We start from the raw sequence: 23941 nt of genomic DNA, 5'->3' as shown, positions 1-23941 counted from the left end.
ATGGCCTGGGACACGCAGGTCCTGCGCGGCAGCAACAAGGCCATCACTCCCAAGTACACCGAACTCATGGCCGTGGCCGTGGCACTGACCACCCAGTGCGCGTACTGCATCGAGGCGCACACCAAGGCCGCGCACTCCGCGGGCGCGACCCAGCAGGAACTGGCGGAGACCGTCATGATCGCCGCAGCACTGCGCGCAGGTGGCAGCTACGCGCACGGCTTCATGGCCATGAAGTTCTTCGACCAGGCCGCACACAGCGACACCCCGTGACCTGACACGAGAGCCGACGCATCCGGCCACCTCTGCCGACTGTATGAGCGCCGTGCCGCCCGTACAGAAGCCCCAGACCTCAGCTACGGGGACGGCGGCCGGCACTCACTCTCGATCACGCCCCTACTTGCCGAAGGAGACCATATCCATGTCCATCACCAATGAAATCGACGTCCGCGCTCTGCAGGACAACGCCGACGCCATCCGGGCCGAACCCAGGCTTGCCCTGGCCACGTTCGAGGTCGGCGGCCGGTGGCAGGGCGGCTACCGGATCACCACGCGCACGGGTGCCCTGACCCAGGGCGGCGAACGCGACGAGACGCGCGTCGCGAAGTTCGAGATGAGAAGCGATGAACCGACGGCGTCGCTGGGCACCGACACCGCACCCACGCCCGCTGAATACGTGCTGCACGCGCTCGCCGGCTGCTACACCGTCACCATCACCACGCACGCCGCCCTGCGGGGCATCGAGCTCAAGGCCATCGGTCTGGAACTCGAAGCCGACATCGACATGCGCGCCTTCCTGGGAATCGACACCTCGGTCCGTCCGGGCCTTCAGCAGATCCGCGTGCGCGTCGACCTCGACGCCCCCGACGCCACGCGCGGACAACTCCAGGAGCTCATCGCCCTCGTCGAGAGGCGTTCGGCCATCCGGGACACCCTCGCCAACCCGGTCGACGTCGTCACCACGCTCGCCTGAGTACAACGCCGGGCGCCGACCGGGGCGAACCAAGAGACAAAGAGCTTCCCCATGCTGCCTCGCGCGGTTTTGAGTCGCGGACCATAAATGGCGCAAGATCGAGGCTAGTTACCCGATCCGCTCACCGAGACATAGGCATGTCGCGGTGAGTCACCCATTCCTGGAGTGGAAGTCCCGCAGCCGCCCGAAAGGAGGCAGGTCATGGGTACACGCTTTGCAGCCGACCACCTGGCATACACCCGCCCTACACCGGCTCCACGTGCGGTTTCACGTCTGCGAGCCACTCCCGGCGACGACGGGTCGAATCCCGCGAATGGGGCGTCTAACCTGCCGCCGCAGGGTCCGAGCCCCGAACGGCCTGGCTCTCGCGACCGGACACCCCCAACCCACCCACAAGCGAGGATAGTTGGGGGCATCCGATGAGAAAACAAGCAACAGTCGGCAGCCCCAACGCACGGCATTTGACCGACTGGTTGAAGTCTGCAGATCACGCAGCAGCCTCACGGGACCGCGGCGCGGACTGCCATAAATTTTCCGATACGGAACACGAGTATGAGAATGAGCGACCACACAAAAATCATCGTTCTTGGAGTATTCGCCCTCTTTCTTGGCGGTGTCCTCATCGTGATGCTTCAACACGGCTACAAAGCGTCTCTGACTTAGCTATGCGATCCTGAGTCGGATTGAGTTTCCGGGATCGTTTCCCACCGTGGTGGGGAGGCGTGGGCGTGGAGGTGGAATCCCGCGCCGAGTGCTGCCCCGTGTGGCCGGTGGCCGGTGGTGGGTGTGCTGATCGTGTTCACGCCCTGGTGTCGGTGGGCTGCGCGCGGCAGCCGGGTCCGGTCCGTGTGAGCGTGTCCCTCCGGACGCTGGCCGGCAGGACCATGAGGCCGTGCTGGGGAGGGTGCCCTGCGTCGCCTGGGCGCGGGGCGTGTGGAACGTGGCCGGGTGGGGCCGGTCTTGGTCCGGTCCTTCCGGCTGGTCTTGGCAGTCGGTGTGAGGACCGCCTTCGCTTCCAGGTTGTCGATGACCGTCCGGATCACCATGTGGCCGCTGGTGCGGTCGGAAACGGTCTTGGCCTGGTGGGCCAGGCCGCGGGCTGCGATACGACGCCAGGCACCGTGGTCGCGGTCGCCCTGCCAACGGCAGTCCTGGTTGGGGCAGATGGCCCATTTCCATCCCGCGATGGTGGGCCGGTCGGGGGCTTTGCGGTGCCGCAGCGGGGTCAGGCAGTGCGGGCACAGTTTGGAGGTGTTGCGGGCAGGAACCGTGACCACGGCGATGCCCTGCTCGGTGGCGAGGTGCCGCATGCGGTCGGCGATCTGTCCGCGGACCTGCTGGGACAGGCGGGTGTTCAGGGTGCGGCCCATGCCCCCGGCTTCCATCGACCGCAGATTTTCGACATAGATCACCGTGGCCCCGGCCGCGATGGCCTGGTCGACGGCCCACCTGGCGGCAGCCCACGCAAGCGCGTCGTTGAGGTTCGACCTGCGGTTGGACACGTGCCGGATCCCGCTGCGCAGCACGTCCAGCTTGGAGGCAAGCTCGTGGTCGTCGTGGCCTGCGATCAGCCGTTCATACTGCTTGCTCTTGGTGTGCAGTCGCTCCGAGAGGCGGCGCAGGCGGTGCTGCTTGGCAAGCACACCGGCGGCCCGGAACTGGGCGCCGGCACCCTGGTCGGCGATGATCAGCGCATTTCGTCGGTGCCCCGTAGGGGGCGATCTCCGAGGGCTGGGTGACTTGGACACGCGCTGCGAGCAGTTCCGACCGACACGATGGCCTTGTCGTACACGTGGAACAGTTCCTGGGGCCGCATGGGGCGCTCTTGGACCGCGCTGGGGATGATGCCCAGCGACACCTGCGGCAGCGCCCCGGCCGTGAGCAGGTAGTCCAGCTGGGCAGCCATCGCATCGGGGTCACCCGACCGGTAGTGGAGCACCGGCTCCTCGATGACCATCGCGAACCGGTGCCCGGGCTCGTGAATGATGCGGGATCGTTCCAGCCGGGCGGCGACCGCGTCAGGCGACGTCGTCGGGGATGTCCCGGGAGCGGGTGATCAAGGTCATCAGGCCGCGTGCGTAGCCTTCGTCTGCAGCAGGCCGGGCAGGCTGTGGCACGCAGCGTTCCGCCGTGAAGCAGCGGTGCCGCACGGCGCACCACGGCGGGCTCCGAGATGCCCAGGCCGCGGCTGTCCGTGCGCCACGAGCGCGCGAACAGGCCGCCATCGCGGCGGCGCTCCGGCCATGGGAATCCCCTATGCCGCGTCGCCGGTCGGTGACCTGCGTCTCGCGCCGCCACTGCCGCACCCGGGATGGACGGGGTGCGCGCCCCGGTCGCGGTATCCCCCTACTTCTCTGGGTTTGCTTTTGAAACTCAGCTTGTTAGGTTGGTCGATGTAAACGTTTGAAAAGCAAACTAGCCTGGAAGGGTAGTACATGGCCAGCCACGCCGCCAACACGCCGACGCCCCCGCGGGCCCGCGGGCGGTGGATCGGACTTCTCGTCGCCTGTCTCGGGCAGATGGTGATGTTCGTGAACATCACACAGACGACGGCGACCCTGGCGCCGATCCAGCAGGACCTGCACGTCTCCAGCTCGACCCTGGTCTGGATGGCCAGCATCTACTCCGTGGTGGTCGCCAGCTTCGTCCTGTCCGCCGGGACGGTCGGCGACATCGTGGGACGCCGTCGGATCTTCGCTCTCGGCGCGTTGCTGCTGGGCGCGGGAAGCCTGACCGTCTCCCTGTCGCCGGGTTCGACCGGTGTCCTGATCGGGGAGGCGATCATGGGCCTGGGCGGGGCGGCGGTCCTTCCCAACAGCCTGTCGATCGTCACCCACCTGTTCACCGATGCGCACGAACGGACCAGGGCGGTCGGCATCTGGGCCGCGGTCTCCGGCATCGGTCTGGGATTCGGCCCGGTCGCCGCCGGAGTGATCCTGGAGCGGTACTCCTGGCACGCGGTGTTCCTGGTCAATGTGGTCCTGGCGGCCATCGTGCTGTGCCTCACCCCCCGCTTCGTCGCCGAAAGCCGGCATCCCGGCCGCCATCTCGATCCGCCGGGCCTGGTGCTCGCGATCGCAGCCATCGGTGCTCTCAACTACGGCGTCATCGACGGGGGCCACTCGGGCTTCGACTCGGCCCGGGCCCTGTGGGCGTTCGGCGTCGCCGCGCTGGCGCTGGTGGCGCTCATCCTCGTCGAGGCGCGCACCCGCACGCCCATGCTGAAGCTGCGCCTGTTCCGCATTCCGTCGTTCGCCACGGCCAACGTGGTCGCGCTGATCGTGCAGTACGGATTCGTGGCCACGGCGTTCGCCCAGGTGCTCTACCTCGAGCGGGTCCGGCACGAGTCGATCCTCAGATCGGGTCTCCTGCTGCTGCCGCTGATGCTGGCCTACGTGATCCTGAGTTCCGTGGCCGCTCCGCTCTCACGTGTGATCGGGTTCAAGGCGACGCTGGGGATCGGTGCGCTGCTCGCCGCGGCCGGCAACCTGCTGATGATCAACCAGGACCCGTCGACGTCCTTGGTGACCGTCGGGATCCTGATGGCGATGTTCGGGGCCGGAGCGGGGCTGATCCTCCCGCCGGTCACCGCGGTGTCGGTGATCAGCGTGCCCCACACCGACGGCGGCATGGCCAGTGGGACCGTCAACCTGTTCCGCCAGGTCGGCGGCACGCTGGGGGCGACCATCACCGGGACGATCCTCACCAGTGGGCTGACGTCCCGACTGCCCGACCAGTTGACCGGCCGGGGCCTGCCCAGGCCCCTCGCCGAGAAGCTGACCGCCGCCGTCAGCAGCGGGGCGCCCGCCTCCCACGCCTCCGCCGCCCTGCGGGAAACGATCACCGCAGCCGTCGGCGGTGCGTTCTCCGGGGCACTGCACCTGGCTGTCCTGATCCCGGGTGCGGCGATAGCGGCAGGCGGCGCGGCAGCCGTCATCCTCATCCGCAACCGGCCGGGACAGCCGGCCGCCTCGCCCGTCGTGGCAGGGAACACCCAGGTCACCGTCCGGGAACCGGACCCTGAGCCCCAGCTCGTAGGTGCGGGCACCGCGGCGCTCGGGCGGCCCATCACCGCGCACGCCACGGCGGGCCCGGGCCCGTCCGGCCGCAAGGCTGCCCTGGACGGCATCACCGGCACCATCGTTCACGGATCCGTGCGCGACGTCGTGGGCGCCTCGGTCGGTGCGGCCACACTGACCCTGATCTCGTTGCAGGGCAGGCAGTTGGGCCGCACTCATGTCGGCCCGGACGGCACATACGCACTGACCGCTCCGACCGGCGGAAGTTATGTACTGATCGCGGCGGCCGACGGACGGCAGCCACAAGCGGCCACCGTAGTCCTCAGGGACGCACCGCTCAGCCACGACGTCATCCTGTCGGCTACCAGCGGCCTGACAGGAGTGGTACGCGACGCAGCCGACGGCAGGCCCGTGAGGGATGCCATGGTCATCGTCACCGACGTCCGCGGCGAGGTCCTGGCCACAGCAAACACAGGAGAGTCGGGCACCTTCACCTTCAACGAGCTCGCCGCGGGCACCCTCACCGTGGCAGTCAACGCCGCCGCCTACCGCCCGGCCGCGCTGCCCATCGAGGTCGGTGACCAGGGCATCACCCGCCTCGACGTCGACCTCAGCCACAGCGCCGTACTACACGGCACGGTCAGGGCGGGGGCCGAACGCCGACCGCTGCCCGACGCGCGGGTCACACTGGTGGACGCCGCAGGCAATGTCGCAGGCACGGCGATCACCGGCGACGACGGCTCGTACACCTTCACCGACCTGGACAGCGGCGACTACACCCTGACCGCCAGCGGATACCCGCCCGTGGCCACCTCACTGTCCCTCAACGGCCCTGGGCACAGCGGTTGCGACGTAGAACTGGGCCACCCGCACCAGTAAGAGACCACAGACGAGGCGACACACACACCTCAGCGCACAAACGACAGGGCTGGCTCCCGGGAAAAGCCGATTCCTGCCGACCGCCGGCAGCCGGCGCAACCAGGCCGCCCGGCCAAAACCCAGACCGCACGATCAGGAGCAGGAATGACCTTTGAGCGCGGCCCTCCTGTCCGCAGGCGCGACCCAGGACGGCTGGGCGCTCCAGCACGCGATTCTCACCGTCGCGGACATGAGGGGTACTCAGGTCCTTCGGGCGAGCGCCGGAAACGACGGGGTGGTGCATACGGAGCCGCTGCCGCAGGGTGCCTACACGGCGATCGTCACGGCAGTCGGTTACCAGCCGACCGCCTCCACCGCCATCGTCCCGTCTCGGGCCGGGCCGATCTGGGCAATCTGGTGCTGGCCCGCCAGGGTGACGTCGAACTGCCACCACCGGGTACCTGGACCATCGACCCGGCGCACTCTTCGGTCGGGGCGACGGTGCAGCACCTGGGAATCTCCAGTGTGCGGGCGCACTTCACGCAATTTCGCGACCGGATCGAGATCGCCGAGAACGTCCGGCAGTCGCAGATCGAGGCCACGATCACCGCGGCCAGCATCAACACCGGCAACAGGACGCGCGACGACCACCTGCGCTCGGCGGACTTCCTGCACGTCGACACGCACCCGGAGATCACCTACCGCAGCGCAGGCGACGTCACCCCGGCCGGCCCGGACCGCTGGACAGTCCGCGGCAAGCTGACGATGAACGCGCTGACCCGTCCCGTGGACCTCGATGTGACCTACCTCGGCACCGGCCATGACCCCCTGGGGCGGCACCCGCCCGGCGTTCCGGGCCACCACTGAATTGCGGCGCGAGGACTTCGCGATGAACTACAACCAGGTGCTGCAGGCAGGCATCGCCGCCATCAGCACCACACTGCGGGTGGAGCTGGACATCCAGGCAACACAAGGCACCTCACTGCCGACACACTGACCCGATCCGCGCCCCGGCGCCGCGAGTACGAGGTGCGATGCCCTCGACATGGAGGCGAACGGGAACTCCGGCGCACGAGAGCCACCGGGAACCACCCGCCGAAAACCCACGGTCACAACTCGGCGACCCCCTGCGCCGGGGATGTAGAGGGGCCGCTGCCCATGGCCGGCCGGCAACGTGATTACCAGGCCGGCATGGCCGTCCGGGAGATCGATCGACCACGTGACCTCGACCGCAGCAGGCGGTACACGAAGGAGTTCAGACGGGACGCGGTCGCGCTCGTGCGCTCCTTCGGGAAGACCGTCACCGAGGTGGCCCGTCAGATCGGGGTCAGCCTCGAAGGACTGCGGAACCGGGTCAAACAGGACGCGATCGGCCCCTGGGCAGGGGACGCCGGGAGAGCTGACGAGGGCCGAGCGCGAGGAGGCGCGCCCACTGCGCCTCGGGGCGGTCAGGGCGAGGCCGCGTCGTCGGGGTGCGGGGCCTTCGTGCGTCTCGCCGTCGTCCCTCTCTCACCGATCCCGCTGCGTGGCTGCTCCAGGCCGTCCCGCCCGGTGGCTGCCGTCGGCGTCCGAGTCGCCGTACGGGCTATGACCGGGATCACAGCGCCGCTGGTCGGGCCCAGAGGGAATACATGCCCAGTCATGTTGTTGATTTGCATGCGAAGTCATATATCAGCAAGGAGAGCACCATGCAGTTCGGCATCTTCGGGGTCGGTGACATCTCGCCCGACCCGACCACGGGACACACCCAGAGCGAGGCGGAGCGGATCGCCAACCTGATCAAAATCGCCCGGCGGGCCGACGAGGTGGGCCTCGATGTCTTCGCGCTGGGCGAGCATCACAACCCACCCTTCGTAATGTCCTCGCCGCCGGCGCTGCTCGCCCACATCGCGGCGCTGACGGAGCGGATCATCCTGAGCACCGCGGTGACGCTGATCACGACCAATGACCCAGTGAAGATCGCCGAGGACTACGCGATGGTGCAGCACGTCGCCAAGGGGCGGCTGGACCTGATGCTCGGCCGCGGGAACACCGTGCCGGTATATCCCTGGTTCGGCAAGGACATCCGCCAAGGCGTCCCCCTTGCCCTGGAGAACTACAACCTGCTCCACCGGCTGTGGCGCGAGGACGTGGTCGACTGGGAGGGACAGTTCCGCACCCCGCTGCAGGGCTTCACCTCCACCCCGCGCCCGCTGGACGACGTCCCGCCGTTCGTGTGGCATGGCTCGATCCGCAGCCCTGAGACCGCCGAACAGGCGGCGTACTACGGCAACGGGTTCTTCGCCAACCACATCCTGGCCCCGAACTTCCACTTCAAGCCGATCGTCGAACTCTACCGGCGACGCTATGAGCATTACGGCCACGGCACCGCCGAGCAGGCCATCGTCGGACTGGGCGGCCAGGCGTTCGTCGCCAAGCGCTCCCAGGACGCGGTCAACACCTATCGGCCCTATTTCGAGAACTATCCGGTCTTCCGCGGCTCGAAGCTGGAGGACTACATGGCGGGCACGCCGCTGACCGTCGGCAGCCCGCAGGAAGTGATCGAGAAGGTCCTCACCTTCCAGGAGGGCTTCGGGGACTACCAGCGCCAACTCTTCTCGGTCGACGCCCTCGGCCTGCCCCTCGACATGGCGTTGGAGCAGGTCGAACTGCTGGGCACCGAGGTGGTGCCCGTTCTGCGCAAGGAGATGGCGGCCCGCCGTAAGCCCGGTGTCCCGGACGCCCCGACGCACGCTTCCCTCATCAAGGCGAAGTACGGCGACGCCGAGCCGCGTCAGCCGCGCCCGAACCCGAACCGAGGCGACAACCTGTCGGGCACCTCGCCGTACCAGGACAGCGACCCGGCCGTCGAAGCCAGCTTCCCGGCGGCGTTGTGATGACCGGCGTCAGCCGACTGGCGAACGAGGCCTGGGAGGCGATGTTCCGGGCCCAGGCGACCCTCGCACGAGAGTTCGAGTACGAAGGCGACTGGGGTGGCTTCCCGCCGCGCGAGTACGGCGTGCTCTACGCGCTGGCCGGAGCGAAGGACGGCTTGCGGATCACCGACCTGATCGACGACGCCCTGCTCACCCAGGCGGGGGTGTCCCGGCTCGTCGCCCGCCTGGAGAAGCGGGGGCTCGTCGAACGGCGGCCCGATCCCGACGACGCCCGCGCCTGCCGCATCGTTCTCACCGCCGAAGGCCGTGAAGTGCAACGGCGCCTCGGCCGCGCACACGCTCGGCATGTCACGACCGCGATGACCCGGGCCCTGACCCGCGAACAACTACAGACGCTGCGTGAGCTGGGCCGGGCACTTCTCGCCGCGGCCCCGGCCACCGCCGCCCACCACACGAAAGCACCCGCGAGGGACGCCACATGAACGACCTCACCCCCGCCGCGACCTCGGTGACGATCGCCGTCGTCAACGCCGGCGTCAGCGATCCGTCCTCGAGCCGGCTGCTCGCCGACCGCATAGCCCAAAAGACGCTCGACACCCTCGGGGCGTCGGGCACGACAGCCACCGTGCGCTCGCTCGATCTCGGTCCTCTCGCCACGGACATCGCACAGAGCATCGTCTCCGGCATCCTGGGCCCGAAGGTGCAGTCGGCCATGGAGTTGCTCGCCCGGGCCGACGCGGTCATCGCCGCCACACCGGTTTACAAGGCGGGGATCAGCGGCCTGTTCAAGTCGTTCGCCGACCTGATCGACAACGACCTGCTCATCGCCAAACCCGTCGTCCTCGCCGCGACGGGCCAAAGCACACGACACGCCATGGTCGTCGACGACCAGCTCCGGCCGCTGTTCGCTTTCCTGCGCACCATCCCGATGCCCACCTCCCTGTACGCCGCACCCGAGGACTGGGCGTCGAGCGACCTCGGCAAGCGCATCGCTCGAGCCGCACAAGAGCTCTCCGTCATGCTGCGCAGCGGAGCCGGCCGCCAGATCGCCGACAGCAACTGGAGTGGCTACGACCACCAGTTCGGCGGCACCGCCACACGGGCAGAGCGGTCCCTGGACGACGTCGACTTCACCACCGACCTCATGCGACTCGCCACCGGCGCAAGCGCACGCCCTCAAGATGGTGACCGGCCCGATGTACGTTGACGCACCCGCCCTGGAAAGGGGCCAGACGCAATACGAGCGAGCAGCCCGACACGCGACGGCGGTGGTCATAGGAGGCGGACAGTCGGGGCTCTCGGCCGGCTACCACCTCAAGCGCCGCGGCTTCGCCAGCGCCCTGACCGGCCCGCACGGCTCCGGCGACGAGGGAACCTTCGTGGTACTCGATGCCGAACCGGCGGCCGGCGGGGCGTGGCAGCACCGCTGGGAGTCGCTGCGGATGGGAACCGTGAACGGCATCTTCGACCTGCCCGACTTCCCGCAACCACCCGTCGACCCCGACGAGCCCAGCCGCATGGCGGTACCGCGCTATTTCTCCGCCTTCGAGCAGGCGACCGACCTGCCGATCCTGCGTCCGGCGACCGTCACCTCCGTACGGACCGTGGACGACCGGCCCGACGGAGAGCTGGTGGTGGAGTCCAGCGCGGGGACGTGGACCACCCGGGCGGTCATCAACGCCACCGGCACCTGGACCAACCCCGTCCGCCCCCACTATCCGGGGCAGGAGACCTTCACCGGCATCCAGTTGCACACCCATGACTACGTCTCGGCCGACCGGTTCGCCGGCCTGCGGGTCGCCGTCGTCGGCGGCGGCATCTCGGCACTCCAGCAACTGGAGGAGATCTCACGGGTGGCCACCACGTTCTGGTACACGCGTCGCGAACCCGTTTTCCGCGAGGGCGAGTTCGAGCGCGAGGTCGCCGGCCGTGACATCGTCGCCAAGGTCGCCGCCGACGTCGAAGCGGGTCGGCCCACCGGCAGCGTCGTCTCCTACACTGCCCTGGCCTGGACTCCGTACGCGTTGGCGGCGAAGGAACGCGGGGCACTGCGGCGTCGTCCCATGTTCACCGCCATCGAACCCGGCGGCCTCCGCGAGGCGGACGGTTCGTTCACGGCTGTCGACGCCATCCTGTGGGCCACGGGTTTCAAAGCCACCCTGACACACCTGGAGCCCCTTGAGCTGCGCAACGAGCTCGGCGGGATCACCATGCGCGGCACCCAAGTGGCCGACGAACCACGCGTACACCTGGTCGGCTTCGGACCGTCCCAGTCCACCGTCGGCTCCAACCGCGCCGGCCGCCAGGCGGTCAACAGCCTGCTGCGGCAGTGGAAGGCCACCGCACACTCCCTTGCCGACCCAACGGGCACCTCCAGCGCAGAACCGGAGGTCCACTCATGAAGTTCCAAGTCCCCGACATCCTGCCGGACGGCCAGGACCTGCGGGGCCGGCTGCACGAGCGTTGTCAGTGGCAGCTGAGCGGCTGGATGTACTGCGTGGGCCTGCCCATGTGGGCCAACGACACGGCGACCGAGGACGTCGAGCCGCGCGAGTACCGGGTGTGGCGGACCCCGGACCAGGCCCGGCCAGTCGAGGGGGTCTCGTATGCGCAGTCCTCCACGGACGCCCTGCCCCGGGAGGACTGACCTCGGCGGCGAAGCCGCCCTGGACGCCGCAGAGCAACAGGTGGTAGCCGGAAACGGCTACCACCTGTACCTCCTGAGCCTGCAGCCCGACATCCCCGTCCAGGTCACCCTCTGCATCTGGGACGCCCCACCCGCCCCACCCGCCGACGCCGAAGCCCACGTCGGCGTCAGCATCGAATCCAAAACCGGCATCCTCGCGAAGACCTCTGCGGCAGCGAGACCAGCGACAGCCGGCGCAGCGGACCATGGGCCTACCGGCGAAATTCGTCTACCTGCGACGTTGCGGCACCCGCGCCGCGGGAATCCCATGTGGAGGCCGTCGAACTCCCACGTGGGTGCCGATTCGTAGGTAGGGGGCCGTGGCAGACGGTGCTCCACCGCCTCGGGGAGCGGCTGGGTGGGTGAACACCCGGTTGCGTCGCGGCGCGGTGGCCGAAAGGCACGACGCGCTGCGAAGCCATCCGCTGCCTGAAACGCTACGTCGCGCGAGAGATCTATCAGACGATTACCTCGCCTCGGAAGAACACGGCCCCGGCCTCAGCCGGTTGACATCCACAGGAGCATCAAGCGCTCTACGTGTTCCACGGCACCGTCACCGTGACCGCCATCTCTGGCTCCGCCCGTGAAGATCAACTGTGCTTCACTCGTGGTTGCCTGATCAGCGTGGACGTGGTCGAGACGCATGGCGATCTCTACCGCCCCTATGACGGATGCGCCGCCCCGGTCTCCCTCCCCGTCGACGCCCCCTTCTTCGACCGCGCGCCGGCTGCGAGTGGATGCGACCCACGCCAGACGGCGTCAGCCGAAGTGGACCAATGAAATCGCCGCTCAATGGCCCAAGCCGAGGGGCCACTGCGCGACTAGCGTGTCGGACATGACGAACACCGCACCCGTCCGTGTCGACTTCTACTTCGACCCCGCCTGCCCCTTCGCCTGGATCACCTCCCGCTGGCTGCTGGAGGTCGAGCGCGAGCGTCCGCTCGACCTCCGTTTCCAAGCGATGAGCCTGTATCTGCACAACACCGGCAACGAACTCCCCGACTGGTACAGAGAGTTGGTGGACAAGTCGATCGGCCCGGTGCGGGTCGCGGCGGCCGCCGCCGAGCGGCACGGCGACAAGGTGCTGCGCGACCTGTACACCGCGTTCGGCACCCGTATCCATGAGCGCGAGGCGGAGGACTTCGACCAGGTGGTGGCCGAATCCCTCGCCGAACTCGGGCTTTCGGCCGACCTCGCCGCCGCCGCGCACGATCCGGCGTACGACGAGGCCGTGCGCCGCAGTCACGACGCGGGCGCCGAACCCGACTCGGGCGGCTATGTGGGCACGCCCACCCTGCATGTCGACGGCGCCGTGTGGTTCGGGCCCGTGCTGCGGGCCATTCCACGCGGCGCCGAGGCGGCGGAGCTCTTCGACAGCTTCCGAGTGCTGGCCGCCCACCCCGACTTCTTCGAGCTCAAGCGGACCAGGACCGGAGGGCTTTCGTTCGACTGAACGGGTGCGGCGCGGCCAGGCTCCGCCCGCCGTCCCCGCGTCGAAGACGCCCTGGTATAGAGCGCTCAGCGGTTGGAAGAGCCCGTTGCCGAAGCCCGCCCGACGTACTGGCTTTTCTGGCGCTTCCACCGTTGGACGCCCTGACCGACGGTCAGAGGCGCGGAGCCACATGCGTATGGCACGGCGGCAAGAGGCTCACCGTCGAGAAGGCCGTCGACCTCGGCGGGCACATGAGCCCCCTACGCGGCTCCACCACGCCCATGCGATGGTTCCCGCGTGCCTGCCACACCTGCGTCGCGAACCGCGCCCGCCGCGGCCTGTTCGCCCACTGCACGACGTACAAGGACGGTGCGGGACGGGGCCGGCCGGTGCGAGATGGGGCGAGGCCTGTACCGCCTCGCCAGAAGTACCGCCGATGATCTGCGCACACTGCGACGAGCGGATCAAGCCCGGCCAGGACTACGTCAAACGGGATGTCGAGACGGGCTCGGCGGCCCCGACCCTCTACCTGCACGCCTGGTGCCGGCAGGCCGCCGAACAACTCGCCGCCCGCCGCACCTCGACACGCTGACCGCAGCTCACCGAGCCGCGGGCGCGAGCGGGACACCGTAAGACCGCGGCGTCAGGCTCAAAGGGAACGACGAACAACCAGCGGGCCAACCGCCCAGCCCGCGGGAGCAATGGCGGCCGACCCGTCGGCTTCGACAAGACGATCTACCTCTGATCTTGCGTGGGAATCTCCTTCCTGAGGCTTGCCGAAGGGAGGAGAGCACTTCAAAGGCGAAGGAACGAAGTCGAGCGGACGATCAACGCGCTGAAGAACTGCCGGGTCGTGGCCACGAAATGCGGCAAGCGCGGCTACATCTTCCACGGCACGGTCACCGTCGCCTCGATCCGACTCTGGATCCGCCCATGGTCTCCGCCGGATCTAGTCGCCGGTCGTTCCGTCGAGCATCTCGCGCAAAATGTCCAGGTGGCCGTTGTGGCGGGCCGTCTCCTCGGTGAGGTGGAGGAGGATCCAGCGCAGGTCGACGTGGAGGCCGTCGCGGACGGCTCGCTGGGCCTGCTTGTCCAGGCTGCTCCCGGCGACCAGTTCGCGGTAGTGGGCGCTCTGTTCGGCGTATTCGTCGAGCAACTGCGTGAGCGGGAAGTCGACGGCGATACGCATCTCGCGGTCGGGGTCCTCCTCGGTCCAGGGGCCCCGGTCTTCCTCGCCGAGGAAGACCACTTGGAACCAGTAGTACTCGACCCAGCGGAGGTGATTAACCACTCCGCTCATGGTCATCAGCGGTGAGCCCGGCAGAAGCGCCTTGCATGCGTTCTCATCGGAGACGCCCTCGCACTTGGCGCGGGCGGTGTCACGTGCGTAGTCCAGGAACGTGGTGAGCTGGGTGCGCTCGTCCCACGCGGGCGGCGTGTCATCGATTCTGGTCATCGCGCGAAGCGTCCCCGATCACCGCGACCGATGTCGAGGCAATTATCGACGGACCCTCCCTGCTCCACCCAACTCCTTGTCCGGCAGGTCCCTACACCAACTCAGCGCCGGCGGGGCCGCCCGGCATCATCCGCCGGACACCCCCTAGTGCTATCAGACCTTCCTCGAACTGGTTCGGTGGGTCTTGGCGTAGGACGGGGCTCGTACGTTCTCGGCCATGCGTTGTCGTACCCCCGGTGTAGCGTCCGGGCCGGGGTCAGGTTCATGCTCTGCGGTTGACGGAGGAACGGGGATGACGAGTACGACAGGCGAGCCACTGGTGGTGGTGGCGCGGCGCATCGACGCCCCGGCAGGGGACCTCTTCCGGATCCTGGCCGATCCCGGGCGGCACCCGGATCTCGACGGCTCGGGGATGCTGCGCGGTGGCGTTTGCGACGCCGTGGTCTCGGGCCTCGGGGACGTCTTCGTGATGCGGATGTACGACGAGCGCTTCGGCGACTACGAGATGAACAACCACGTCGTCGAGTACGAGCCGGACCGTCGCATCGGCTGGGAGCCGAGGCCCGGGCGCGGGCACCCGGACGCCTCCATGCCCGGGGCCGCGTGGGGCCACCGGTGGATCTTCAGCCTGGTCCCGCACGGAGCCGGGGCGACGGTCGTGACCGAGATCTTCGACGGTTCGCGCATGCCGGAGGACAAACGCGCGGAAGTGGACAGCGGGCGCTCCTGGTGGCAGACACAAATGGCGAGCACCCTCAAACGCCTCGCCGACCTGTGCGCCGCCCGGTGAACGCCGAACTCGAGGCCCTCAAGGACGCCCTGGACCGCCAGCGCGAGCACGTCCTCGGGATCCTCCAAGGGCTCTCGGAGGAGGATCTGCGGCGGCCGGTGCTGCCCAGCGGCTGGAGCTGCCTGGCATTGCTGCGCCACCTCACCCTGGATGTCGAACGCTTCTGGTTCCCGGGGGTGATCGCGGGCGAGCCGGATGTGGCCAAACAGCTCACGGCGGGTGCGCAGGCACACTGGTACCTACCCGAGGCGATGAGCGCCAAGGAGGTCTTCGCCGACTACCGGGCGGCCATCGCGCGGACCGATGCCGTGCTCGCCGCCGCCGTGCCCGAACAGGAACCCGCCGCCTGGCCCGTGGAGATCTGGCCGACCTGGCGGCTGCCCGACGTGCGGCACATCCTGATCCACGTGCTCACCGAAGTCGCCTGTCACAGCGGTCACTTGGACGCGGCGCGCGAACTGATCGACGGCACCACCTGGCTCGGCGGCAACCCCTACGCCGGCTAGGTCCGTGACCGAACTAGTTTCACCGGATTCTTTAGGCCGCGGTGGCGAGGGGGCGTCCGCCCCAGCGGATGCCCTTCTCGCTGCGGATGTGGGCGCGTTCGCGGCGCTGGGCGGCGAGGACGTCGAGGTGGCGGACGTTGGCGTTGCGCCAGCGCAGGTAGGCATGCAGGGCGCGGGCCTGCGGGCACCCGGTTGCCGCCGGTCCAAGGGCCGGCCCGAGCGACATCCCGCGACCCGGAGCGCGACGCCACCCTATCCAACCGCTCCGACCAGCAACCCGGTGCACCTTCCTGGTCACAGCATTAGATGTGCCCCGATTCAGGCTCGGCAGAGGCGATGCGCTGGCATGCTGGCGGGATGCCGGCCGGCATCACGCCGTCCCCACCGCGGAGTTCGCCCAGCGGGGACGTTTCCCTGGGTGAGTCCCCGGCGTGGTGCGCGCGGGTGCCCTGTCCTGTCGGGGGCGCCCGCGCACGTTATCGTGCCGTGCCGCCCGCGTGTGCGGTCGCGGGCGCGGTCTCAGTGGTCTCAGCGGGCGTAGTGGTGGAAGCCGGCATACGTCCACTCGGTCCAGGTGCCGTGGTGCAGGCGGTAGAAGCGGTGGCCGTCATAGCGGTACCAGCCGTCGTGGCCGTGGTCGTAGTGGCCACCGTGGCTGTAGGAGCCGTGGTGGCCGTAGCGGTCGTAGGAGCCGTAGCGGTCGTTGTTACCATACGAGTTCTCGTGGTCACCATGGGTATAAGCCGCGACCTGGGGGGCGCCGGCGGGAAGGGTCGCTGCGGATGCACTGCCTCCGGCCGTGAACAGGGCCCCACCTGCGACACCGAGGGTGGCAGCCGCAACAGCGGCGCGCTTCACAATCTTGCTAATCATGGTCACTATCCCTTCGTTTACCTTGCTTGCGTAATCCAGCAAGGCTGATCGCCTTTGATTCGATATCAGAGACCTTACGAGCGGGTAGTTAGGATTTCAACTTCTTGCAGGGTGGGCTATGTCATGGACCACCACACCGCAGACACGGAATAACCCCGACCACCCCAACCCGGCGGGCAGCGGCTCTCCCCTCCATCGCCGAGGCTCATCGCAGCAGGCCCACGGCCTGAAGGCGACTAGGACGTCCCGGCCGTACTCGACACCGGATACGACGACGCCGCATCGCCCACCCGTCCTTTGGCCTGCCGGTGCAGATCCTCGACCCGGCTCCGTTCCGACCGCGTTTTGGTCAAACTCGCACAGCACGGGATCCGGCGGATCCACCGGCGGCCATCAAGACCACCCGCGATCTGGTGACGGACCGACTGCCGGCAGCGGGTCGCCCGGTGGCGTCGCTACCGCAGCCACTCAGACACACCCCGCCACAGGCGAGTCGGCGCCATTACGCAGGCCCGACCACGACCCTCACAGCCCCGACCCCCACGGCCAGGACCCCCACCACAAGCCCGACCACGGCAGGTCACAGCGCAGCGCAATCCGTGCGGCCGAAAATGGGGCAGCCAAGGCCTGCGCGTGCGCAGCCACGGCGTCCTTGCACACACACCCAGCGCACAACCGCGAGGCTGCGCACGTCTCGCCGCGCGGCCGTTGCGCAGGCCGGGCCAGAAACCACCCTGACCGGCTTTGACGCCGGCCGGGCAAGCACAGTTCGGCAACGTCAGGCCCCCTCATGCGGGCCGGCGCCCTGACCACGACCCCACCACGACAGGTCACGGCATTGCGCAGTCCGCCCACCAGGCAGCCCCCGAGCGCCTGCGCGTCGTGCGACGCATCGCGACGGCTTTATCCCTTCCTGAAAGTGGGCGGGGAAAGGTTGAGACATGGGAACGCGTCAGGGCCGCACCCGAACCTCGGGTGCGGCCCCCATGTCCAGGCTCATCCGGGCAATGCGGCAGTTCTCCAAGGGGATGCGGGCGGCGACCTCCCGCGCCAGCCGCGCCGCCTCGCGGGACATCAGCCCGCCGGCCTGGGCGACCGCCATCAGCAGGCGCAGCAGATCGTGCGCCTCCCCGAGCGAATTGACCGTGCGCCGCGCGCCGAGAGCCGGTTCCTGATTCCAGGTCCAACCCCGCAGGCGCCACCTTCGGGTGAAACCTGGGGGCGGCCGGGTCGTCAGGAGCGCCACGCGGCGCTATTTTCGAACACATGAACGATTGGCGTGATGCGGAAGAGGTCCCGCTCCCGATTCCGGCCCAGGTGCCGGCCGGGGAGGAGGTGGAGTTCAACCGCACCGGCCTCTACCTCACGCTCAGCCGGGCAGGCCGACGCCAGAGGACGCAAGTCATCCAATACCGCAACCTGCCGGACGGAACCCGGGCGATCCTCACGATCGTCGACTGGCCGACACCGTCGATCCGCATGGTGTGGGTCGCCTGGGATCCCGACCGCATGAGCCTCGAGTACACCTCGGGCACCGTTCTCGCGACAGCGGAGGCCGTGCCGCGGGAGGGCGACGCCCGTGCGATCGCCACCGACGAGATGCTCGACTGCTTCACGGGCCCTCCCACGTCGTACTGGCCGCACCAGGACGTCGAGGTGCGGGTCGGCGGCCTCTGGCGTCCCGGCAAGCTGCGCAGCCTCTTCCACGGACCCAGCGGCCGGGCGGTGGCCTTGGTGACGACGTCGCTGTACGAACCGGAATGGGGAACCTGGGTCACCTTCCGGCGGATGTATCACTGGAATCCGGAGGCGATCAGACCGGCCCACACCGACCAGCCCAAACGAATCTAGATCAGAAGCCCTGCTCACCCGGCTCGGTCATGACCCCGCGTCGACCAGCTCGGACCAGCAGCGAACTCAGCTTGAGTTTTAACCTCGGATCCGGCTGTGCGGCCCGGCGTGGCATCGTGTGTCCGTGCACATCTCGACGAGTGACCCGCTCGATCGCGCCGTGCGGTCGATGCGCTTTCCCGGCCGGTCGGACAGGCGGATCAGCGCAGTCCGGCGAAGAGATCGTTCTCGGGTATGGCCGCGCCGGTGGCGTCCTGGACACGTACGAAGGTCTCCATGCCCATCAACTCGCCGAACCTCTCCTTGCCCATCTTGAGGAAGAAGATGTTCTCGCCCTGGCTGGCGTGCGCGGCCAACGCGTCGAACTTCTGACCGCTGAACGCGGTGGTGTCCACCCACGTGGTGATCTCATCGTCGGGGAGGCCGATCTCGGCCATCGCGGCGGCCTCGGCAGGATCCGGCTGCGGCATGTCCTCATGAAACTCGCGCATGATCTCGCCGAACCGATGCATCATCGAGCGGGGCATCGTGGTCCAGTACACCTTCGGTGCCAGCGCGGTCATCTCCAGCGCCGCCATCGTGATGCGGTGGGCCTGGATGTGGTCGGGGTGGCCGTAGAAGCCGTTCGCGTCGTAGGTGACGACCACATCAGGTCGGTAGTGCCGCATGAGTGTCGCCAGTCGGGCCGCGCCTTCCTGCACGGGGGTCTGCCAGAAGGATCCGGGGGCGTCGTTGCTCGGCCAGCCCGTCATCCCGGAGTCGGCATAGTCCAGCATCTCCAGATCGCTGACCTTCAGGACGTCACAGCTCGCCTTAAGTTCTTGACGGCGCATCAGGGCGACCGCCGAGGGATCGTGCCCGGGATCGCCCGGCTTGACACCCCCCGGTCCGTCACCGCAACCGCCGTCGGTACACGTTACGAGAACCGTGCGGATGCCTTCCGCCGCGTACCGCGCGAGGACCCCTCCGGTGCCGGTGGCCTCGTCGTCGGGGTGGGCGTGTACTGCCATGAGCGTCAAGGGCCGGTCAGTCATGAAACAGTCCTCCTGCGGAAATACGTCTTGGTCCGAGTGTGCGGCGGGCGTACCGCGATCTTGGGGCCTGGATCCTGGTGGTGCGGACGACCTTGTGGTCCGTGTTCCCCGCCCGTGAGGCGCCGGTCCCTCGGTCGATCAACCGTGCCGGCCGGACCGGCTGTTCCCGGCGAGGCCGCTTGGCCTTCCAGGCGTCGGCGCCCAACGCGAACGGGGTACAGATCCCGGTCGGCCACCGGCCCGTCCACGAGCCACTTGAGGACCAGCGGGATCACCAGGCCGACGCACGAGGCGACGATCGCGACGAACGCCGCGGTGAACAACCTCAGGCGCACCGGTCGGACATACGGCCACAGACGCAGCAGGGTGCGCACCGCAGAGCCGTCCTTCGGGGTTACACGTTGTACGGGCATCAGGGGGAGCCTACGTACCGGCACTGACAGTGCCCACCGAGTTTTGACCGGACACGGATCCGTCTGCGGTCCTACCGACCTGCGTCTACGAGGTGTCGCCCGGTCCGTCGGCCGTCGGGTCGTACCCCCGCATCAACCGATCGGCTGATGCACCTTCGAGCGAGGCGGCCGATGTGCCGGACGGGTTCCGGCCGGGACCCTCGAGGCATGACCACACATCCCGTCGTCGAAGTCAGCGGACTGCGCAAGTCCTACGGGGGAAGGGCCGTCGTCGACGGCGTCACCTTCGCCGTGGAGGAGGGCGAGATCTTCGGAATCCTCGGCCCGAACGGCGCGGGCAAGACCACCACCGTCGAGTGCGTCGAGGGCCTCAGGACCCCCGACGAGGGACGGGTCCGGGTCGCCGGGCTCGATCCCGTCGCCGACCACGAGCAGGTCTCCCGGGTCCTCGGCGCCCAGCTCCAGCAGAGCGAACTGCAGGCCAAGCTCACCGTGCGCGAGGCGCTGGAGCTGTACGCGTCCTACTATCCGCACCCCGCCGACTGGCGCCCGCTCGCCGAGCGCCTCGACATCACCGGACAGCTCACCGCTCGGTTCGGCAAACTCAGCGGCGGCCAGAAACAGCGCCTGTTCATCGCGCTCGCCCTCATCGGCAACCCGAGGGTGGTCGTCCTCGACGAGCTCACCACCGGACTCGACCCGCGAGCCCGCCGCGACACCTGGCGGCTCATCGAGGACGTACGGGGCAACGGCGTCACCGTCCTGCTCGTCACGCACTTCATGGAGGAGGCGCAGCGGCTCTGCGACCGTATCGCGGTCATCGACAAGGGCCGGATCGCCGCCCTGGACACCCCCGCCGGACTGATCCGCCGCGCGTCCGGTTCCACGGTCATCAGCTTCACCCCGTCGGCGCCGCTGGACGAGGACGAACTGCAGGCGCTGCCGGCGCTCGCGTCCGTCGCCCACAAGGACGGCCGGATCACACTCGCCGGCACCGACGAGACCGTCAACGCGGTCATCTCCCTGCTCGCCCAGCAGCACATCACCGCCCATCAACTCCGCGTCACCGACGCCACGCTGGACGACGCGTTCCTGGACCTGACGGAGGCCTCGGCATGAGCACCTCGACCCTCTCCACTGCGCGTCCGCGGGCGGCCGTCCTGCGCACGGAGGTACGGCTCTTCCGCCGCGAACCCGGCGGCATCTTCTGGATCCTGATGTTCCCCACGCTGCTGCTGGTGATCCTCGGCTCCATCCCGGCCTTCCGGGAGAGCGACAAGTCCCTCGGCGGCCTCAGGCTCGTGGATCTGTACGTCCCCGTGGTGGTCCTGGTCGCCATGATCACCGCCGGGGTGCAGTCCATGCCGCAGGCCCTCACCGGCTACCGCGAGCGCGGCATCCTGCGCCGGATGTCCACCACGCCCGTGCGGCCCTCGTCCCTGCTGTCCGCGCAGATGCTGGTGCACGGACTGGCCGTCCTCGTCTCCACGCTGCTCGCGCTCGCCGTGGGCCGGCTCGCCTTCGATGTACGTCTGCCGCAGCAACTCGCCGGATACGTCCTCGCCCTGGTCCTGGCCATCCTCGCCGCCCTCGCGCTGGGTTCGGTGGTCTCGGCCGTCTCCCGTACGACGAAGATCGCGGGTGCGATCGGGTCCGCCGTGTACTTCCCGATGATGTTCTGTGCGGGGGTGTGGCTGCCGGTGCAGTCCATGCCGCACACACTGGCACGGGTCGTGGAGCTGACCCCGTTCGGGGCGGCCGCCCGTGCGCTCGGCCAGGCGGCCTCCGGCGACTGGCCCGGCTGGGGCAACCTCGGCGTGCTCGCCGCGTGGACGGTGCTCCTGTCGGCCCTGGCCGCACGATGGTTCCGCTGGGAGTGAGGCCGGTTCCCGCTGTGCAGACTGGTCGTATGACAGCCGAGACGCAACAAGTGCCGGGCATCGCCGTCGGTGCCTGGTCGGCCCCCGGGGCGGCCGCGGTGGAGCAGCGCTGGGCGGCCTGGCACCGGTGGGGACCGTACGGTCTCCTCGCCGGGGGGACCCTGACCTCGATCGTCTCCGCGGACGCGGTCGGCATGACCACCGGAGCCAGGTACGCGGCCGGTGCGATGGTGGCGGCGGCCCTCGTCCTGCAGTGGGTGTGGGGGAGGGTGTCCCGTGGGCGCACGGGACCTTCCCGGGCCGGCGTCGCCTACTACACCGTCCGCTGGGTGCTCGGCTTCGCCCTCAGCTGGCTCAACCCGTTCTTCGCACTCTTCGCCGTCACGGGCTACTTCGGCGCCAACCGGCTGCTGCCGCAGCGCCTGGTGAAATACGGCCTTGCCGCCACCGCCGTCACGATGTCCGGTTCTCAGGCCGGGGGCATGCCGCCACAGGGCGGGGTCGGCTGGCTCGGCTTCGGCGTGCTGCTCGGCGTCAACCTCTGTCTGCTCGCCGTCTTCGCCCGCATCGCGGCGCACGAGGACGAACGCGCCCGTGTGCAGAGCGACACCATCGCCGAACTCGAGCGCACCAACGCGGCCCTCCAGCAGGCCCTCGACGAGAACGCGGCCCTTCACGCCCAACTCCTCGTCCAGGCCAGGGAAGCCGGGGTCGCCGACGAGCGCCGGCGCCTCGCCGCCGAGATCCACGACACCATCGCTCAGGGCCTGACCGGGATCATCGCCCAGCTCCAGGTGGTCGCGGGCGCCTCCGACCTCACGGTGGCCCGCACCCATCTCGACCGGGCCGCCGCGCTCGCCCGGCACAGCCTCGGCGAGGCCCGCCGCTCCGTCCACAACCTCGCCCCCGTCGACCTGGAGCACGCCGGGCTGCCCGAGGCGCTGGAGAAGACGGTCGCCCAGTGGGGCGAACGGACCGGTGTGGGCGCCCGGTTCACGGTCACGGGCACCGCGGTGTCACTCCACGACGAGGTGTCCGCCACGCTGCTGCGTATCGCGCAGGAGGCACTCTCCAACACCTCCCGTCACGCCTGCGCCACCCGCGTCGGAGTGACACTCAGCTTCATGGGTGACGAGGTGAGTCTCGACATCCGCGACGACGGCCGCGGTTTCGATCCGCACCAGCTCCCGGAACGCACCGGCACCAGAGGCTTCGGACTCGACGGCATGCGGGCCCGTGCCGAGCGCATAGCGGGATCCCTCGTCCTCGAGTCGGAGCCGGGACAGGGCACGGCGGTCTCGGCTCGCGTACCGTTGGTGGGCGATGACCGATGACGCGACCGTCTCCCTGCTGATCGTCGATGACCATCCCGTCGTTCGGGACGGGCTGCGCGGCATGTTCGAGAACGCCCCCGGTTTCCGCGTCCTGGGCGAGGCGTCGGGCGGTGTGGAGGCGGTGGCCCTGGCCGCCGGACTCGACCCGGACGTCATCCTGATGGATCTGCGGATGCCGGGCGGCAGCGGGGTGGAGGCCATAGCCACGCTCACCCGCTCGGGCGCCCGCGCGAAGATCCTGGTCCTGACGACGTACGACACCGACTCGGACACACTGCCCGCCATCGAGGCGGGTGCGACGGGCTATCTGCTCAAGGACGCGCCGCGCGACGAACTCTTCACCGCGGTACGGGCCGCGGCCGAGGGCCGCACGGTGCTGTCCCCGGCGGTGGCCTCCCGGCTGGTCTCGGCGGTGCGCGCCACCGGGAACGAGCCGCTCTCCGTCCGCGAACGCGAAGTGCTGGCGCTCGTGGCCAAGGGCACGTCCAACCGCGAGATAGCCCGTGTGCTGTTCATCAGCGAGGCCACGGTGAAGACCCATCTGACGCATCTCTACACCAAACTGGGCGTCAAGGACCGGGCGGCGGCGGTGGCGGTCGCCTACGACCGCGGAATTCTGGGCTAAGAGCCATCACGTGATGCTGTGATGTCCGCCCGATGTCTGTGCGGGGCTGGCATGCCTGGGTGGCGTGCCAGCCCTGTGCAGCCGGCTGTTCCGACGTGGGCCTTGTGCCGCTCGTTCGCGGGTCGGGTCTCATTCGGGGTAAGTCCGGTACCGGGTGGTGGTGATTTGTCGAGCAGAGGCCCGCGGCCGGAAGCATCCGGCTTGTGGGCTGCCGCGTGGGTGCGGCCCCGGCTGAGGCGTGCACCGCGCTGCGGTTGACTCGACAGGGCTTCTTGCAGCCCTGCATGGAACACGATCTGTGTGTGGCGCCCCGGGAGGATATGCCGGGGCGCGGGGCG

At 69.0% G+C, this 23941-nt stretch carries 23 protein-coding genes and 5 pseudogenes; 20 read left to right on the top strand and 8 right to left on the bottom strand.

From position 1 onward, the window contains the following. Both ACWDA7_RS35795 and ACWDA7_RS35790 read left to right on the top strand, forming a co-directional pair. A partial coding sequence (locus ACWDA7_RS35795; RefSeq protein WP_450609963.1) for a carboxymuconolactone decarboxylase family protein occupies positions 1-270 on the top strand: 270 nt, incomplete at its 5' end. A 148-nt stretch (positions 271-418) separates the two neighbouring features. Continuing rightward, positions 419-970, top strand: a complete 552-nt coding sequence (locus ACWDA7_RS35790) for an OsmC family protein (protein ID WP_450609961.1) — start codon at positions 419-421, stop codon at positions 968-970. A gap of 659 nt (positions 971-1629) precedes the next feature. Here the strand turns inward: ACWDA7_RS35790 and ACWDA7_RS35785 are convergent. Together ACWDA7_RS35785 and ACWDA7_RS35780 are read right to left on the bottom strand one after the other, a co-directional pair. Further along, a complete protein-coding gene (locus ACWDA7_RS35785; RefSeq protein WP_450609959.1) occupies positions 1630-2613 on the bottom strand; it encodes a zinc ribbon domain-containing protein in 984 nt (327 codons plus the stop codon). Between the two features lie 67 nt (positions 2614-2680). Then, positions 2681-3077 (bottom strand): annotated as a pseudogene (locus ACWDA7_RS35780) (Scr1 family TA system antitoxin-like transcriptional regulator); the annotation flags it as partial. Between the two features lie 328 nt (positions 3078-3405). Between ACWDA7_RS35780 and ACWDA7_RS35775 the strand changes: the two are divergent. The 11 genes and pseudogenes from ACWDA7_RS35775 to ACWDA7_RS35725 all read left to right on the top strand — a co-directional run. Continuing rightward, positions 3406-5868 (top strand): MFS transporter, encoded by a 2463-nt coding sequence (locus ACWDA7_RS35775; RefSeq protein WP_450609957.1) that lies wholly within the window; start codon positions 3406-3408, stop codon positions 5866-5868. Between the two features lie 166 nt (positions 5869-6034). Further along, positions 6035-6844: pseudogene (locus ACWDA7_RS35770) on the top strand (YceI family protein). 161 nt (positions 6845-7005) lie between these two features. Further along, positions 7006-7626, top strand: coding sequence for a transposase (locus ACWDA7_RS35765; RefSeq protein WP_450609955.1), 621 nt, complete (start codon positions 7006-7008; stop codon positions 7624-7626). Then, positions 7536-8723, top strand: a complete 1188-nt coding sequence (locus ACWDA7_RS35760) for a CE1758 family FMN-dependent luciferase-like monooxygenase (protein ID WP_450609953.1) — start codon at positions 7536-7538, stop codon at positions 8721-8723. The genes ACWDA7_RS35765 and ACWDA7_RS35760 overlap by 91 nt, the downstream gene beginning before the upstream one ends. After that, positions 8723-9205 (top strand): MarR family winged helix-turn-helix transcriptional regulator, encoded by a 483-nt coding sequence (locus ACWDA7_RS35755; RefSeq protein WP_450609951.1) that lies wholly within the window; start codon positions 8723-8725, stop codon positions 9203-9205. The genes ACWDA7_RS35760 and ACWDA7_RS35755 overlap by 1 nt, the downstream gene beginning before the upstream one ends. Further along, the gene (locus tag ACWDA7_RS35750) at positions 9202-9930 is read left to right on the top strand and encodes a CE1759 family FMN reductase (protein ID WP_450609948.1); all 729 of its coding nucleotides are present in this window, start codon (positions 9202-9204) and stop codon (positions 9928-9930) included. Before ACWDA7_RS35755 ends, ACWDA7_RS35750 begins: the two co-directional genes overlap by 4 nt. Further along, positions 9920-11125 (top strand): NAD(P)-binding domain-containing protein, encoded by a 1206-nt coding sequence (locus tag ACWDA7_RS35745; RefSeq protein ID WP_450609946.1) that lies wholly within the window; start codon positions 9920-9922, stop codon positions 11123-11125. The genes ACWDA7_RS35750 and ACWDA7_RS35745 overlap by 11 nt, the downstream gene beginning before the upstream one ends. Further along, positions 11122-11370 (top strand): hypothetical protein, encoded by a 249-nt coding sequence (locus ACWDA7_RS35740; RefSeq protein ID WP_450609944.1) that lies wholly within the window; start codon positions 11122-11124, stop codon positions 11368-11370. Before ACWDA7_RS35745 ends, ACWDA7_RS35740 begins: the two co-directional genes overlap by 4 nt. An 874-nt stretch (positions 11371-12244) precedes the next feature. Further along, a complete protein-coding gene (locus ACWDA7_RS35735; RefSeq protein WP_450609942.1) occupies positions 12245-12862 on the top strand; it encodes a mycothiol-dependent nitroreductase Rv2466c family protein in 618 nt (205 codons plus the stop codon). Between the two features lie 415 nt (positions 12863-13277). Continuing rightward, positions 13278-13433, top strand: coding sequence for a hypothetical protein (locus tag ACWDA7_RS35730; protein ID WP_450609940.1), 156 nt, complete (start codon positions 13278-13280; stop codon positions 13431-13433). A 75-nt stretch (positions 13434-13508) separates the two neighbouring features. Further along, a pseudogene (locus ACWDA7_RS35725) lies at positions 13509-13775 on the top strand (hypothetical protein); the annotation flags it as partial. Positions 13776-13790: 15 nt separating this feature from the next. Here the strand turns inward: ACWDA7_RS35725 and ACWDA7_RS35720 are convergent. After that, the gene (locus ACWDA7_RS35720) at positions 13791-14297 is read right to left on the bottom strand and encodes a DinB family protein (RefSeq protein ID WP_450609938.1); all 507 of its coding nucleotides are present in this window, start codon (positions 14295-14297) and stop codon (positions 13791-13793) included. 292 nt (positions 14298-14589) lie between these two features. On the opposite strand from ACWDA7_RS35720, the gene ACWDA7_RS35715 reads away from it, so the two are divergent. Together ACWDA7_RS35715 and ACWDA7_RS35710 are read left to right on the top strand one after the other, a co-directional pair. Next, positions 14590-15087 (top strand): hypothetical protein, encoded by a 498-nt coding sequence (locus tag ACWDA7_RS35715; protein WP_450609936.1) that lies wholly within the window; start codon positions 14590-14592, stop codon positions 15085-15087. Then, positions 15084-15593, top strand: a complete 510-nt coding sequence (locus ACWDA7_RS35710; protein ID WP_450609935.1) for a DinB family protein — start codon at positions 15084-15086, stop codon at positions 15591-15593. Before ACWDA7_RS35715 ends, ACWDA7_RS35710 begins: the two co-directional genes overlap by 4 nt. A gap of 31 nt (positions 15594-15624) precedes the next feature. Here the strand turns inward: ACWDA7_RS35710 and ACWDA7_RS35705 are convergent. From ACWDA7_RS35705 to ACWDA7_RS35695, 3 genes and pseudogenes are all read right to left on the bottom strand, one after another. Beyond that, positions 15625-15774 (bottom strand): annotated as a pseudogene (locus ACWDA7_RS35705) (IS630 family transposase); the annotation flags it as partial. Between the two features lie 347 nt (positions 15775-16121). Beyond that, a complete protein-coding gene (locus ACWDA7_RS35700; RefSeq protein ID WP_450609933.1) occupies positions 16122-16466 on the bottom strand; it encodes a hypothetical protein in 345 nt (114 codons plus the stop codon). A 952-nt stretch (positions 16467-17418) separates the two neighbouring features. Next, positions 17419-17712, bottom strand: a complete 294-nt coding sequence (locus tag ACWDA7_RS35695) for a DUF6417 family protein (protein ID WP_450609931.1) — start codon at positions 17710-17712, stop codon at positions 17419-17421. A 20-nt stretch (positions 17713-17732) separates the two neighbouring features. On the opposite strand from ACWDA7_RS35695, the gene ACWDA7_RS35690 reads away from it, so the two are divergent. Continuing rightward, positions 17733-18317 (top strand): hypothetical protein, encoded by a 585-nt coding sequence (locus ACWDA7_RS35690; RefSeq protein ID WP_450609929.1) that lies wholly within the window; start codon positions 17733-17735, stop codon positions 18315-18317. A gap of 200 nt (positions 18318-18517) precedes the next feature. Here the strand turns inward: ACWDA7_RS35690 and ACWDA7_RS35685 are convergent, their stop codons facing one another. Continuing rightward, a complete protein-coding gene (locus ACWDA7_RS35685) occupies positions 18518-19351 on the bottom strand; it encodes a PIG-L family deacetylase (RefSeq protein ID WP_450609927.1) in 834 nt (277 codons plus the stop codon). Positions 19352-19572: 221 nt separating this feature from the next. After that, positions 19573-19764, bottom strand: a pseudogene (locus ACWDA7_RS35680) (ABC transporter ATP-binding protein); the annotation flags it as partial. Between the two features lie 207 nt (positions 19765-19971). On the opposite strand from ACWDA7_RS35680, the gene ACWDA7_RS35675 reads away from it, so the two are divergent. From ACWDA7_RS35675 to ACWDA7_RS35660, 4 genes are read left to right on the top strand one after another with little or no spacing between them, the layout of a single operon-like run. Beyond that, positions 19972-20883, top strand: coding sequence for an ATP-binding cassette domain-containing protein (locus ACWDA7_RS35675; protein ID WP_450609925.1), 912 nt, complete (start codon positions 19972-19974; stop codon positions 20881-20883). Beyond that, positions 20880-21644: an ABC transporter permease gene (locus ACWDA7_RS35670; RefSeq protein WP_450609923.1), complete on the top strand. Its 765-nt coding sequence runs from the start codon at positions 20880-20882 to the stop codon at positions 21642-21644. The genes ACWDA7_RS35675 and ACWDA7_RS35670 overlap by 4 nt, the downstream gene beginning before the upstream one ends. 29 nt (positions 21645-21673) lie before the next feature. Next, complete coding sequence (locus ACWDA7_RS35665; protein WP_450609921.1) at positions 21674-22978, top strand: sensor histidine kinase; 1305 nt, start codon at positions 21674-21676, stop codon at positions 22976-22978. Further along, a complete protein-coding gene (locus tag ACWDA7_RS35660) occupies positions 22968-23603 on the top strand; it encodes a response regulator (protein ID WP_450609919.1) in 636 nt (211 codons plus the stop codon). Before ACWDA7_RS35665 ends, ACWDA7_RS35660 begins: the two co-directional genes overlap by 11 nt. Positions 23604-23941 lie beyond the last annotated feature (338 nt).

This window comes from Streptomyces sp. NPDC001156, from assembly GCF_053598275.1.
Note: the sequence above shows the minus strand (reverse complement) of the source record. Positions and strands in the feature narration are given on the sequence as shown.

Excerpts from the sequence above, each read along its gene's own strand:
- ACWDA7_RS35790 (WP_450609961.1), top strand. The coding sequence starts at position 419 with ATGTCCATCACCAATGAAATCGACGTCCGCGCTCTGCAGGACAACGCC.
- ACWDA7_RS35775 (WP_450609957.1), top strand. The coding sequence starts at position 3,406 with ATGGCCAGCCACGCCGCCAACACGCCGACGCCCCCGCGGGCCCGCGGG.
- ACWDA7_RS35765 (WP_450609955.1), top strand. The coding sequence starts at position 7,006 with ATGGCCGGCCGGCAACGTGATTACCAGGCCGGCATGGCCGTCCGGGAG.
- ACWDA7_RS35760 (WP_450609953.1), top strand. The coding sequence starts at position 7,536 with ATGCAGTTCGGCATCTTCGGGGTCGGTGACATCTCGCCCGACCCGACC.
- ACWDA7_RS35755 (WP_450609951.1), top strand. The coding sequence starts at position 8,723 with ATGACCGGCGTCAGCCGACTGGCGAACGAGGCCTGGGAGGCGATGTTC.
- ACWDA7_RS35750 (WP_450609948.1), top strand. The coding sequence starts at position 9,202 with ATGAACGACCTCACCCCCGCCGCGACCTCGGTGACGATCGCCGTCGTC.
- ACWDA7_RS35745 (WP_450609946.1), top strand. The coding sequence starts at position 9,920 with ATGTACGTTGACGCACCCGCCCTGGAAAGGGGCCAGACGCAATACGAG.
- ACWDA7_RS35740 (WP_450609944.1), top strand. The coding sequence starts at position 11,122 with ATGAAGTTCCAAGTCCCCGACATCCTGCCGGACGGCCAGGACCTGCGG.
- ACWDA7_RS35735 (WP_450609942.1), top strand. The coding sequence starts at position 12,245 with ATGACGAACACCGCACCCGTCCGTGTCGACTTCTACTTCGACCCCGCC.
- ACWDA7_RS35730 (WP_450609940.1), top strand. The coding sequence starts at position 13,278 with ATGATCTGCGCACACTGCGACGAGCGGATCAAGCCCGGCCAGGACTAC.
- ACWDA7_RS35720 (WP_450609938.1), bottom strand. The coding sequence starts at position 14,297 with ATGACCAGAATCGATGACACGCCGCCCGCGTGGGACGAGCGCACCCAG.
- ACWDA7_RS35715 (WP_450609936.1), top strand. The coding sequence starts at position 14,590 with ATGACGAGTACGACAGGCGAGCCACTGGTGGTGGTGGCGCGGCGCATC.
- ACWDA7_RS35700 (WP_450609933.1), bottom strand. The coding sequence starts at position 16,466 with ATGATTAGCAAGATTGTGAAGCGCGCCGCTGTTGCGGCTGCCACCCTC.
- ACWDA7_RS35690 (WP_450609929.1), top strand. The coding sequence starts at position 17,733 with ATGAACGATTGGCGTGATGCGGAAGAGGTCCCGCTCCCGATTCCGGCC.
- ACWDA7_RS35685 (WP_450609927.1), bottom strand. The coding sequence starts at position 19,351 with ATGACTGACCGGCCCTTGACGCTCATGGCAGTACACGCCCACCCCGAC.
- ACWDA7_RS35675 (WP_450609925.1), top strand. The coding sequence starts at position 19,972 with ATGACCACACATCCCGTCGTCGAAGTCAGCGGACTGCGCAAGTCCTAC.
- ACWDA7_RS35670 (WP_450609923.1), top strand. The coding sequence starts at position 20,880 with ATGAGCACCTCGACCCTCTCCACTGCGCGTCCGCGGGCGGCCGTCCTG.
- ACWDA7_RS35665 (WP_450609921.1), top strand. The coding sequence starts at position 21,674 with ATGACAGCCGAGACGCAACAAGTGCCGGGCATCGCCGTCGGTGCCTGG.
- ACWDA7_RS35660 (WP_450609919.1), top strand. The coding sequence starts at position 22,968 with ATGACCGATGACGCGACCGTCTCCCTGCTGATCGTCGATGACCATCCC.